At 54.4% G+C, this 12,020-nt stretch carries 10 protein-coding genes; 9 read left to right on the top strand and 1 reads right to left on the bottom strand.

The window, feature by feature from the left end:
* Positions 1–4: 4 nt before the first annotated feature.
* The 8 genes from hutW (at position 5) to ybaK (ending at position 8,608) form a co-directional block, all read left to right on the top strand.
* Complete coding sequence (gene hutW, locus B9P82_RS16350) at positions 5–1,351, top strand: heme anaerobic degradation radical SAM methyltransferase ChuW/HutW (RefSeq protein ID WP_019076190.1); 1,347 nt, start codon at positions 5–7, stop codon at positions 1,349–1,351.
* A gap of 3 nt (positions 1,352–1,354) precedes the next feature.
* Positions 1,355–1,849 (top strand): heme utilization cystosolic carrier protein HutX, encoded by a 495-nt coding sequence (gene hutX, locus B9P82_RS16345; protein ID WP_016155886.1) that lies wholly within the window; start codon positions 1,355–1,357, stop codon positions 1,847–1,849.
* On the top strand, positions 1,849–2,472 hold the full coding sequence (gene chuY / locus B9P82_RS16340; RefSeq protein ID WP_101700626.1) for an anaerobilin reductase: 624 nt from the start codon (positions 1,849–1,851) through the stop codon (positions 2,470–2,472). Before hutX ends, chuY begins: the two co-directional genes overlap by 1 nt.
* Positions 2,473–2,523: 51 nt before the next feature.
* The gene (locus B9P82_RS16335) at positions 2,524–3,516 is read left to right on the top strand and encodes a FecCD family ABC transporter permease (protein ID WP_094760950.1); all 993 of its coding nucleotides are present in this window, start codon (positions 2,524–2,526) and stop codon (positions 3,514–3,516) included.
* Complete coding sequence (locus B9P82_RS16330; RefSeq protein ID WP_101700625.1) at positions 3,513–4,283, top strand: heme ABC transporter ATP-binding protein; 771 nt, start codon at positions 3,513–3,515, stop codon at positions 4,281–4,283. Before B9P82_RS16335 ends, B9P82_RS16330 begins: the two co-directional genes overlap by 4 nt.
* A 146-nt stretch (positions 4,284–4,429) precedes the next feature.
* The gene (gene copA, locus B9P82_RS16325; RefSeq protein ID WP_016155883.1) at positions 4,430–6,931 is read left to right on the top strand and encodes a copper-exporting P-type ATPase CopA; all 2,502 of its coding nucleotides are present in this window, start codon (positions 4,430–4,432) and stop codon (positions 6,929–6,931) included.
* A 202-nt stretch (positions 6,932–7,133) separates the two neighbouring features.
* Positions 7,134–7,928 carry a TraB/GumN family protein gene (locus B9P82_RS16320; RefSeq protein ID WP_047358021.1) on the top strand — a complete coding sequence of 265 codons (795 nt, stop codon included), beginning with the start codon at positions 7,134–7,136 and terminating at the stop codon, positions 7,926–7,928.
* A gap of 200 nt (positions 7,929–8,128) precedes the next feature.
* Positions 8,129–8,608 carry a Cys-tRNA(Pro)/Cys-tRNA(Cys) deacylase YbaK gene (gene ybaK / locus B9P82_RS16315; protein WP_016152092.1) on the top strand — a complete coding sequence of 160 codons (480 nt, stop codon included), beginning with the start codon at positions 8,129–8,131 and terminating at the stop codon, positions 8,606–8,608.
* A gap of 181 nt (positions 8,609–8,789) precedes the next feature.
* Here the strand turns inward: ybaK and ushA are convergent, their stop codons facing one another.
* Complete coding sequence (gene ushA / locus B9P82_RS16310; RefSeq protein WP_101700624.1) at positions 8,790–10,442, bottom strand: bifunctional UDP-sugar hydrolase/5'-nucleotidase UshA; 1,653 nt, start codon at positions 10,440–10,442, stop codon at positions 8,790–8,792.
* Positions 10,443–10,739: 297 nt separating this feature from the next.
* Here ushA and fsr point away from each other — a divergent pair, with 297 nt between their 5' ends.
* On the top strand, positions 10,740–11,960 hold the full coding sequence (gene fsr / locus B9P82_RS16305) for a fosmidomycin MFS transporter (protein ID WP_016155879.1): 1,221 nt from the start codon (positions 10,740–10,742) through the stop codon (positions 11,958–11,960).
* Positions 11,961–12,020: the final 60 nt, after the last annotated feature.

The raw sequence follows: 12,020 nt of genomic DNA, 5'->3' as shown, positions 1-12,020 counted from the left end.
AAGAATGAAAACTGAACACTCGCTGGATCTCACCGCGCATTTTGCGCTTGAGGGAAGTCAGCCCTTTAAGGATCGCCGCGCCACAATGCCATGGCGCGGGGCGATCCCGATTGCCAAAGAGCTATTGTCACAAACCTGGCAGGATGTTATCAGCCAGCCTACCCCGCCGCGTAAACGGCTGGTGTACTTGCATATCCCTTTTTGTGCAACGCATTGTACTTTCTGTGGTTTTTATCAAAACCGGTTCGAAGAAGATCACTGCGCCCGCTACACCAACGCGCTGTTGCGCGAAATCGAGATGGAAGCCGATAGCGCATTACATCAGTCAGCCCCAATTCACGCCGTCTATTTTGGCGGCGGTACGCCTTCAGCGCTGTCAGCACGGGATCTGGGCAGAATCATCACCGCGCTGCGTGAAAAGTTACCGCTGGCACCGGACTGCGAAATTACCATTGAGGGACGAGTGCTCAATTTTGACGATGCGCGAATTGATGCCTGCCTTGACGCTGGCGCCAATCGGTTTTCGATCGGTATTCAATCTTTTAACAGCCGGATCCGCAAGAAAATGGCGCGCACCTCAGACGGCCCGACCGCAATTGCCTTTATGCAGGGGCTGGTAAAACGGGATCGTGCCGCCGTGGTATGCGATCTGTTGTTTGGTCTGCCAGGACAAGATGCAAAACTGTGGGGCGACGATCTGGCGATTGCCCGTGACATCGGCCTCGACGGCGTAGATCTTTATGCGCTGAACCTGATCCCCAATACACCGCTTGGCAAAGCAGTTGAAACCGGGCGCACAACCGTTCCCTCTCCCGCCGAACGTCGCGATCTCTATCTTCAGGGTTGCGATTTCATGGACAGCGCAGGCTGGCGCTGCATCAGCAACAGCCACTGGGCGCGTACCACGCGTGAACGCAATCTGTACAACCTGCTGATTAAACAGGGAGCGGACTGTCTGGCATTCGGCTCAGGCGCCGGGGGATCAGTCAATGGCTATTCCTGGATGGTCGAGCGCAATCTGACAACATGGCATGAATCTATCGCCGCCGGGAAAAAACCGCTAATGATGATGATGCGTACCGCCGAGCGTGGTTTCCAGTGGCGACACACTCTCCAGGCGGGCATTGAAACGGCCCGCGTTCCGCTGGATGAACTGACGCCTCATGCACAAAAACTGACTCCGCTACTGACCCAATGGCATCACGCAGGACTGACGCGAGATGCCAGCACCTGTGTGCGCCTGACCAATGAAGGGCGTTTTTGGGCGAGCAATATTTTGCAGTCTCTTGATGAACTTATTCAGGCACTTAACGCGCCGCGCATTGCGGTAGAACAACCATACCAGGAGTGAATTATGAGCCATGTCTCTTTACAGGATTTTTTGAAAACTGAACCGGACGGTACGCTGGAAGCTATCGCTGCCCAGTACAACACCACGCTGCTGGAGGTGGTGAAAAACCTCCCCTCCCCGACGCTGGTTTCCGGCGATCAATTTGATACCGTCTGGGAAACCGTCAGCGAATGGGGCAAAGTCACCACCCTGGTCCATACTGCTGATGTCATTCTGGAATTCACCGGTGAATTACCTTCCGGATTCCACCGTCATGGCTACTTCAACCTGCGCGGCAAAAAAGGCATGACCGGTCATATCAAGGCAGAAAACTGTACGCATATTGCCCTGATTGAACGCAAATTTATGGGAATGGACACCGCGTCCATTCTCTTCTTTAACCAGGCGGGTAGCGCAATGTTCAAAATTTTCCTCGGTCGGGATGAGCATCGACAGTTACTGGCCGAACAGGTCAGCGCCTTTCACGCGTTGTCTTCATCTTTAAAGGAACATGCCTGATGGCTCCATGGCTCATTTTTGGTGCGGGTGGTAGCGGCGTCGGCGCGAAAACGCTTGAACTCGCACTGGCGGAACAACGTCCGGTGATTGCCGTCGTTCGCAACGCACAGGTCGCTGCAGGGTTGCAGGAAAAAGGTGTGCAGGTCTTCATCGGCGACGCCTGCGATAGTCAGGTCACCGCCTGTGCCTGTCGCGCAGCGGGTCAACATGCCACGGTGATCTCCTCCATGGGCGGCGCCCAAGATTATCTGGCGCACAGAACCGTCATTGATAAAGCAGAAAAAGCGGAGATCAAGCGCATGATTCTGGTGACCTCACTCGGCTGCGGTGACAGTTGGCCTTTTCTTTCTTCACGCGCAAAGGCCACATTTGGTCAGGCTGTACGGGAAAAATCGTTGGCTGAAAGCTGGCTACAAACCAGTCGACTGGACTACGCCATTCTCCGCCCCGGCGGTTTGCTGAACGGTGCAGCCACCGGCCAGGCGCAACGAATACAGGCTCAGGAGTGTCACGGCTTTGTGATGCGTGCAGATGTTGCGAAGCATATTCACGAACTGGCCACTGCGCCGGCACTCAATAACCAGATTTACAGTTTGGTTGAGCCGGGACTGAAACCCGCGTAAACCCCTCACGGCGCGGGAACTCCGCGCCGCAAAGACGTTATGGAGCGTTACGTGCTTAAGGACTCGCTTTCTTCCGTCAGCATCCTGACGGGTCTTTCTCTTTTGCTGGTTGCTCTGATGCTCTTCGGTGCCAGCCAGGGGGCGCTGAACATTAGCTTCAGCGCTCTGTTCAACGACGAATATCGTGATATCTGGTTAAACATCCGCTTGCCTCGCGTGCTGCTGGCCGTTCTGGTCGGTGCTGCGCTGGCGACGGCTGGGGTCATCATGCAGGGACTTTTTCGCAATCCGATGGCCGATCCTGGCCTGCTTGGCGTCAGCAGCGGCTCCGCGCTGATGGTCGGCATCGCGATAGTTATCCCATTTTCGTTCCCCGTGGTGCTGGTGCTGTATGAGCAGATGATTTTTGCCGTCGCAGGCAGCATGGTGGTCTGCACGATTATTTTCCTGATAAGCCAGCGTCATAACCACGGTGGAATGATGCAACTGCTGTTAGCCGGTATCGCTATCAATGCCCTGTGCGGTTCGGCTATTGGCGTACTGAGCTATGTGGGCGACGAGCAGCAGCTACGTCAACTTACATTGTGGATGATGGGAAATCTCGGCCAGGCCCAGTGGCCAACGCTGTTGGTTGCCAGCACGTTTATTCTTCCAGCCATTGTTGTAACCATCTGCATGGCGGGAACGCTTAATTTACTGCAGTTGGGTGATGAAGAGGCGCATTACCTCGGCGTAAACGTCAAACGTAAGCGTCAGCAGTTACTGTTGCTCAGTTCGCTCCTGGTTGGCGCTGCGGTTTCCGTCAGCGGCGTAATTGGCTTTATTGGCCTGGTGATCCCACATCTGATCAGAATGACGACCGGCGCCGATCATCGCTGGTTGATTCCCTGCTCTACGCTGGCCGGTGCCTGTTTACTTCTGATTGCCGACACGTTGGCCCGCACACTTGTTCAGCCAGCCGAAATGCCCGTTGGCCTGTTAACCAGCCTGATCGGGGGACCGTATTTCCTGTGGTTAATACTGCGTAGCCGGAGGGTGTCATGATCGTCGCTGAAAATCTGGTCTACCACATTCAGGGAAGACGACTGACCGACGACGTTTCCCTGACGCTACCTGATGGAGAGATCATCGCGATTCTTGGCCCGAACGGAGCCGGGAAATCGACGCTGCTACGCCAGCTTACGGGATATCTGCAGCCCCACAGTGGGCGTTGTAGCATGTTTGGCAAGCCGCTGGACAAGTGGTCAATCACCGAGCTGGCAAAAACCCGTGCCGTGATGCGCCAGAATAGTCATATGGCCTTCCCGTTTAGAGTTCAGGAGGTCATTCGCATGGGCAGACATCCGTATCGTACGCGCAACACGGGCGATGAAACGGAGTACATCATGGCATTGTGTGATTGCCAGACGCTGGCCGCACGCGATTACCGGCATCTCTCGGGAGGAGAACAACAGCGGGTACAACTGGCGCGCCTGCTGGTTCAGCTTTGGGAGCCCGAGCCTGGACCGAAATGGTTGTTTCTTGATGAACCCACCTCCGCGCTGGATATTCACCACCAGCAGCACCTTTTTCGTCTGCTACGTCGTCTGGTGCGTGAACGGCAGTTTAACGTCTGCTGCGTCCTGCACGATCTCAACCTCGCGGCGCGCTATGCCGACCGTGTGGTATTGATGGAATGCGGCAGGATAGTTGATAACGGATATTCGCAGGATGTCCTGAAGCAACGGTCGCTGAACGCGCTGTACGGTGCCGATCTCACGGTCATAAATGAACCGGAGCATCGAACGCCGATTATCGTCCTCAATCAATAACAGACCGGGAACCCCTGACGTGGCGTTCCCGTTTTTCTCCCTTTACACCCTTTTTTCACCTTTTCTAAAAACGCCCTTGACCTTCCCCTTGCTGGAAGGTTTAACCTTTATCACAGTCAGTTAATCCTGCAAAAAAGGAGTTGGTTATGTCTCAAACAATCGATCTAACCCTGGACGGCCTGTCCTGTGGTCACTGCGTAAAACGCGTTAAAGAAAGTCTGGAACAACGTCCGGACGTTGAGCAAGCGGATGTCACCGTGACAGAAGCGCATGTTACCGGGAGCGCCAGCGCAGAAGCGCTGATTGAAACCATTAAACAAGCCGGTTACGGCGCGGAGTTAAGCCACCCAAAGGCTAAACCGCTGACGGAGTCATCAATCCCGTCGGAAGCACTGGCAGCGGTCCCTTCCGAGCTTCCGGCAGCTACGGCTGATGATGACAGCCAACAGTTGCTGTTAAACGGCATGAGCTGCGCCAGTTGTGTGACCCGCGTACAAAATGCATTGCAAAGTGTACCGGGCGTCACGCAGGCACGGGTAAACCTGGCGGAACGCACTGCGCTGGTAATGGGCAGTGCCTCCGCCGCAGATTTAGTACAGGCGGTTGAAAAAGCGGGCTACGGCGCAGAAGCGATTGAAGATGATGCTAAGCGTCGCGAACGTCAGCAAGAAACCGCCGTGGCAACCATGAAACGTTTTCGCTGGCAGGCAGCCGTCGCGCTGCTCCTGGGTATCCCGGTCATGGTATGGGGCATGATTGGCGACAACATGATGGTGAGCGACGACAACCGCAGCCTGTGGCTGATGATTGGTCTGGCAACGCTTGCCGTGATGGTTTTCGCGGGCGGTCACTTTTACCGCAATGCGTGGAAAAGCCTGATGAACGGCACCGCGACCATGGATACGCTGGTGGCGCTGGGTACGGGGGTGGCATGGCTCTATTCCATGAGCGTCAACCTCTGGCCACAATGGTTCCCGATGGAAGCGCGACACCTCTATTATGAAGCCAGTGCCATGATTATCGGTCTGATTAACCTCGGACACATGCTGGAAGCGCGGGCTCGCCAACGCTCGTCTAAAGCACTAGAAAAACTGCTCGATCTGACACCGCCGACCGCGCGGGTCGTCACTGACGAAGGTGAAAAGAACGTGCCGCTGGCAGAGGTGCAGGCTGGAATGTTGCTGCGCCTGACCACCGGTGACCGCGTTCCGGTTGATGGCGAAATCACTCAGGGTGAAGCCTGGCTGGATGAGGCCATGCTGACCGGTGAGCCGATTCCACAGCAAAAAGGTGCAGGCGATAGCGTCCACGCCGGTACGGTCGTACAGGACGGTAGCGTGCTGTTCCGCGCCAGCGCTGTTGGCAGTCACACCACGCTGTCGCGCATTATTCGTATGGTGCGCCAGGCGCAAAGCAGCAAACCGGAGATTGGCAAACTGGCCGACCGCATCTCGTCGGTGTTCGTTCCGGTCGTGGTCGCCATTGCGCTGGTCAGTGCGGCTATCTGGTATTTCTTTGGACCGGCGCCGCAGATTGTCTATACGCTGGTAATCGCCACCACCGTCCTGATTATTGCCTGCCCTTGTGCGCTGGGTCTGGCAACGCCGATGTCGATTATTTCCGGCGTCGGGCGTGCCGCTGAATTTGGGGTGCTGGTACGTGATGCCGATGCGCTGCAGCGCGCCAGCACGCTCGATACCATCGTGTTTGATAAAACCGGGACGCTAACTGAAGGCAAACCACAGGTTGTCGCCATCAAAACGTTTGGCAATACCGACGAAGCGCTGGCAATTCGTCTGGCAGCGGCCCTTGAACAGGGTTCCAGCCACCCGTTAGCCAGGGCGATTCTGGACAAAGCAGGTGATGTCACGCTGCCGCAGGTCAACGGTTTCCGTACGCTGCGCGGTTTAGGCGTCAGTGGCGAAACGGAAGGTCATTCGCTGCTGCTGGGAAACCAGGCACTGCTCAATGAACAGCAGGTAGATACCACTGAAATGGAGGCTGAAATCACCGCTCAGGCTTCCCAAGGCTCAACCCCGGTACTGTTAGCGATTGACGGTAAAGCAGCAGCGCTGTTAGCGGTACGTGATCCTCTGCGTAGCGACAGCGTGGCAGCACTCCAGCGTCTGCACCGCGCCGGGTATCGTCTGGTGATGCTCACCGGCGACAACCCAACGACCGCCAACGCCATTGCCAAAGAGGCGGGTATTGATGAGGTGATTGCTGGCGTTCTGCCGGACGGTAAAGCCGAGGCGATTAAACGTCTGCAGAGCCAGGGGCGTCAGGTTGCCATGGTCGGTGACGGTATCAACGATGCGCCTGCGCTGGCTCAGGCTGACGTAGGGATTGCCATGGGTGGCGGCAGCGATGTGGCGATTGAAACCGCCGCGATTACGCTGATGCGCCATAGCCTGATGGGCGTTGCAGATGCGCTGTCTATCTCCCGGGCAACGCTGCGCAATATGAAGCAGAACCTGCTCGGCGCGTTTATCTATAACAGCATCGGTATCCCCGTTGCCGCCGGGATTTTGTGGCCGTTCACCGGAACACTGCTCAACCCGGTCGTTGCCGGAGCGGCGATGGCGCTCTCCTCCATTACCGTGGTGAGCAACGCTAATCGACTGCTGCGCTTCAAACCTAAAGAGTAAGCCTTTACCGGATGTCGCTCTGAACGGGGCCCCAAATCATTCGCGTTGCCTCAAGGCGGCAAGTATAAAAACCCCAGGAGCATAGCCAATTATGTGACTGGGGTTTTTGCACGCTGCCAATAAAGAGGCGGAGCGAATGATGAAGTGTATTTGCACCTTCCAGGACCACGCGCTAGCATGGAAGTCTACTTAGGGAGGCCGTATGGATCTGTTGTACCGGGTAAAATCATTTTTCACCGCGCTACGCGGCAACCACTATACCTGGCCTGCCATCGACATCTCCTTGCCCGGAAACCGCCATTTTCATCTGATTGGCAGTATTCACATGGGCAGCCGCGATATGGCGCCTCTGCCTGCCAAATTACTCAAAAAGCTCCAGCGTGCCGATGCGCTCATTGTCGAAGCCGATGTTTCCGGCGACGACGCGCCGTTTGCCAACCTTCCGACCTTTGCCGCACTGGAAGAGCGCATCAGCCCAGAGCTGCTAGATAATCTGCACAAAGTCACCGACGAGCTGGGTATTTCCCCTTCCCTGCTGTCTACACAGCCGCTGTGGCAAATCGCCATGGTCTTGCAGGCAACGCAGGCGCAGCAGTTGGGGTTGCGGGCAGAATACGGCATTGATTACCAACTCCTGAATGCGGCAAAACAGGTGCATAAACCCATAATCGAGCTGGAAGGCGCATCCAGCCAAATCGAGCTGTTATGTCAGTTACCCGATAACGGACTGGCTCTGCTGGACGATACCCTGACGCACTGGCATACCAATGCCAGACTGCTACAACAGATGATGGGCTGGTGGCTTAAAACGCCGCCACGCAATAGCGAACTCACTCTACCCAATACTTTTAGCCAGTCGCTGTATGACGTTTTGATGCATCAGCGTAATGCGGCCTGGCGCGATCGACTCAGGGCGATGCCCGCCGGTCACTATGTTGTAGCCGTTGGCGCGCTGCATTTGTATGGAGAAGGAAATTTGCCGGAGATGTTACGGTAAAAAAATGGCCAATATTGCTATTGGCCCGTCAAAGAGGAATTTCATCATTATTATGATCCCGACGCTTAAAGCATCGGTGTAGTTCGATTGTCGCTCAAAGTCATCATCCTGCCAACACTATTGCGCAAGATGGTACTATTTTTTAGACAGACATCAGGCGTATGCTTGTGTCGTATTTTGTCTGGGCCAGGAAAATTGCTATGACACCCGCCGTTAAATTACTCGAAAAAAACAAAATTTCTTTCCAGATCCACACCTACGATCACGATCCGTCCGAGACGAACTTTGGTGACGAAGTGGTACGCAAGTTAGGTCTGAATGCGGACCAGGTCTACAAAACGCTACTGGTTGCCGTGAATGGCGATATGAAGCACCTGGCGGTTGCCGTTACGCCGGTAGCCGGTCAACTGGATCTCAAAAAAGTCGCCAGGGCGTTGGGAGCCAAAAAGGTCGATATGGCCGATCCGATGATCGCGCAGCGAACCACCGGGTATCTGGTAGGCGGCATCAGCCCGCTGGGGCAGAAAAAAAGATTGCCGACGCTCATCGACGCTCCCGCCCAGACGTTTGACACCATTTATGTGTCCGGCGGCAAACGCGGGCTGGATATTGAACTGGCAGCGGGCGATTTGGCGAAAATTCTGGATGCGAAATTCGCCGATATCGCACGCCGTGATTAATTGTCTTTTGCCCGGTGATACGGCAATTGAGCCTACTGCGATTACAGGGTGTGATTGGTGAAGACAGTTTGGACTCGGCCAGCGTGCAGGAACCGGAGCATAGAGGTAATAAGTAGGATTATTGGGCCGCCATGAAGGGCGGCCCGGAGGAGCGGATAAAATGATGCCCCAAATTGCCCTGTTACTGCCAGCTTACCTCGCCCTTCGGCTCATACGCACCAGCATCGAGCGGTGAGTTCTTCTGCACGTACTCTTTCAGCACTTCCGCATCAATAAACCCGGTATTTACATAGCCAGGCTTGTTATCAATTTGCGGATAGCCATCGCCGCCGGTGGCATTGAAGCTCAGCGTTGCCATGCGATAGGTTTTGGCTGGATCAACGGGTTCGCCTTTAATTTTCAAATCGTTAAGCTTGCCGTCTTTCGCCACGAAGCTGACATTGGCAAACTGCGGATAGGCCCCGGAATCCGGCTTCATTTGCGCCACGGCGGTCAGATAGTCAATCACCTCTTTCCCGCTCATGTCGGCGTACACCACGATGTTACCGAACGGCTGCACTTTCAGCACGCTCTTATAGGTGATATCACCGCCTTCGATGGAGTCACGGATACCGCCGCCGCTCATCACGCCAAAATCAGCGCTGGTTCGCGCCATTTGCGCAGCCAGCAGTAAATGCCCCATGTTGGTCTGCACGAAACGGACTTTGCTACGGTCGCCTTCGAGGCGCGCATTGACGCTACCAATTTTCACGTCGAGCTGCGCTTTACCTTTATTCTGGAACGGCGTCAGCAGAGAAAGCATTTGCTGATTTTCTGCAATTTCCGGGGTGTAGAGTACGCGCTCACTTTTACCGTTGTCCCAGGTCACTTTTTTCTTAAGGTTGACGGGGATGAGCTGGTAATTAACCATTTTCATTTCGCCATTGCGGAACTCAAAGTCCGCCCGCCCCACGTATTTCCCCCACTCATGCGCCTGCACAATCCAGATCCCGTTTTGCTTGTCTGGCGCACACGGCGTACCCGGTACGTAATCAACCTGCTTCTTGTTTTCCGCGGCCATACATACCGGATCCTGCGAGTGACCACCCACAATCATTGCCAGCGATCCCGCCGGCAGGCTGCGCGCCATTTCTACGTCGCCAGGCGCGTTCGAGCCGTGATTGCCATTGTCATAATGTCCCATATGGGTGGTCGCAATAATGATGTCCGGCTTTTCCCCCATGTTCAGTTCCTGGATAACCAGTTTGGCTTCATCAGCAGGTTTACGGAACTCAATATCGGTAAAGAACTCTGGGTTGCCAATTTTCGCCGTATCGTCAGTGGTTAAACCGAGTACGGCAATTTTTAAATCCTGGCGCTTAAAGATGGCCCACGGCTTAAACAAACGCTCGCCGGTGCTTTTCTGATAGATATTGGCCGAGAGAAACGGGAATTTGGACCATTTTTCCTGCTGGCGCAATACGCTAAGCGGATTATCAAACTCGTGGTTTCCGACCGCCATCGCATCATAGCCAATCAGGTTCATTCCGCGAAAATCAGGTTCCGCATCCTGCAGATCAGACTCCGGTACGCCGGTATTAATGTCGCCACCGGAAAGCAGCAGTACACTGCCTCCTTCCTCAGCCACCTCTTTACGAATACCGTCCACCAGCGTTTTTTGTGCCGCCAGCCCGTATTCACCGTATTCGCTGCGCCAGAAGTGACCGTGATGATCGTTGGTATGCAGAATGGTAATTTTGTAGGTTTTATCTTTTTCGTACGCCTGTGCAGGTTGACCTGCCAGCGCAAATGCGGCTAATAACGCCAGCGCCACGCCCCGTTTTAAAAACTTCATATTTCACTCCCTGACTCAATATCAACCGCCATACCCGTTATCCTTCAAATTACATGTGCGTTGGCTGCGCTCACTTCCCCCTGTCGCTTATGCAGTAAGCTCCTGGGACTCTCGCGTTTGCCGCCTACCTGTAAGTCGAATTAGTTCGGGCATAAAATTACAGCTACTGAAAATAATAGCCGAAAATGTTTTCAGAAATGAGACTTCCTTCAAACACCTTCCGCAGGTATGTTAGTCAGGTAATAATAACAAATTAGATTACCCTCATAATCGCAACCCAAACAGAAGTGACTTTCTATGGCAATAAGTGAACCAACCCAGCCAGTGGCTGGCGCGTCAGCGTCGGTTGCTAAAGCACGCACCTCATTTGGCATTTTAGGGGCAATCAGCCTCTCCCATCTGCTAAACGATATGATCCAGTCGCTGATCCTGGCGATTTATCCGCTATTGCAGTCAGAGTTCTCGCTGACGTTTATGCAGATAGGGATGATTACCCTGACCTTCCAGCTTGCTTCCTCACTGCTGCAACCGGTTGTGGGTTACTGGACGGATAAATACCCGATGCCGTGGTCGCTGCCCATTGGGATGTGCTTCACGCTGAGTGGGCTTGTTTTGCTGGCCATGGCCGGCAGTTTCCATATGGTCCTGCTCGCCGCGGCGCTGGTTGGTACCGGCTCTTCGGTATTTCACCCGGAATCATCCCGCGTGGCGCGAATGGCCTCCGGCGGTCGTCACGGTCTGGCCCAGTCAATTTTCCAGGTTGGCGGCAACTTTGGTAGCTCTCTGGGACCGTTACTGGCGGCTGTCATCATCGCGCCATATGGTAAGGGTAATGTGGCCTGGTTTGTGCTGGCTGCGTTATTAGCGATTGTCGTTCTGGCGCAAATCAGCCGTTGGTATGCCGCGCAGCACCGGATGAGTAAAGGAAAACCGAAAGTCGCCATCGTGAATCCGTTACCACGGAATAAAGTGGTGCTGGCGGTAAGCATCCTGCTGGTGCTGATTTTCTCCAAATACTTCTATATGGCGAGCATCAGCAGCTATTACACCTTTTATCTGATGCAAAAATTCGGATTATCGGTACAAAATGCCCAGTTTCACTTGTTTGCCTTCCTGTTTGCCGTCGCAGCCGGGACGGTGATTGGTGGACCATTGGGCGATAAAATTGGCAGAAAATATGTTATTTGGGGCTCTATCCTCGGCGTAGCACCCTTTACCCTCTTTTTACCCTACGCAACGCTGGAATGGACCGGGATTTTAACCGTGATCATTGGTTTTATCCTCGCATCGGCGTTTTCTGCCATTCTGGTCTACGCGCAGGAGCTGCTTCCTGGCCGTATCGGCATGGTTTCTGGGCTATTTTTCGGTTTTGCCTTCGGCATGGGCGGCTTGGGAGCCGCGGTGTTAGGGCTGATTGCCGACCATACCAGCATCGATTTGGTCTACAAAATATGTGCTTTCCTGCCACTACTGGGGATACTGACCATATTCTTACCTGATAACCGACATAAAGCGTGATTTCCTGACGGCCAAAAGTAAATTTTGGCCGTCAGACTTACAGTAGCCATCAGCCTTTGC

It is taken from the genome of Citrobacter sp. L55 (assembly GCF_002850715.1).
Lineage (GTDB): Bacteria > Pseudomonadota > Gammaproteobacteria > Enterobacterales > Enterobacteriaceae > Citrobacter > Citrobacter braakii.
Note: the sequence above shows the minus strand (reverse complement) of the source record. Positions and strands in the feature narration are given on the sequence as shown.

Excerpts from the sequence above, each read along its gene's own strand:
- ybaK (WP_016152092.1), top strand. The coding sequence starts at position 8,129 with ATGACACCCGCCGTTAAATTACTCGAAAAAAACAAAATTTCTTTCCAG.
- B9P82_RS16320 (WP_047358021.1), top strand. The coding sequence starts at position 7,134 with ATGGATCTGTTGTACCGGGTAAAATCATTTTTCACCGCGCTACGCGGC.
- B9P82_RS16330 (WP_101700625.1), top strand. The coding sequence starts at position 3,513 with ATGATCGTCGCTGAAAATCTGGTCTACCACATTCAGGGAAGACGACTG.
- hutW (WP_019076190.1), top strand. The coding sequence starts at position 5 with ATGAAAACTGAACACTCGCTGGATCTCACCGCGCATTTTGCGCTTGAG.
- fsr (WP_016155879.1), top strand. The coding sequence starts at position 10,740 with ATGGCAATAAGTGAACCAACCCAGCCAGTGGCTGGCGCGTCAGCGTCG.
- ushA (WP_101700624.1), bottom strand. The coding sequence starts at position 10,442 with ATGAAGTTTTTAAAACGGGGCGTGGCGCTGGCGTTATTAGCCGCATTT.
- chuY (WP_101700626.1), top strand. The coding sequence starts at position 1,849 with ATGGCTCCATGGCTCATTTTTGGTGCGGGTGGTAGCGGCGTCGGCGCG.
- copA (WP_016155883.1), top strand. The coding sequence starts at position 4,430 with ATGTCTCAAACAATCGATCTAACCCTGGACGGCCTGTCCTGTGGTCAC.
- hutX (WP_016155886.1), top strand. The coding sequence starts at position 1,355 with ATGAGCCATGTCTCTTTACAGGATTTTTTGAAAACTGAACCGGACGGT.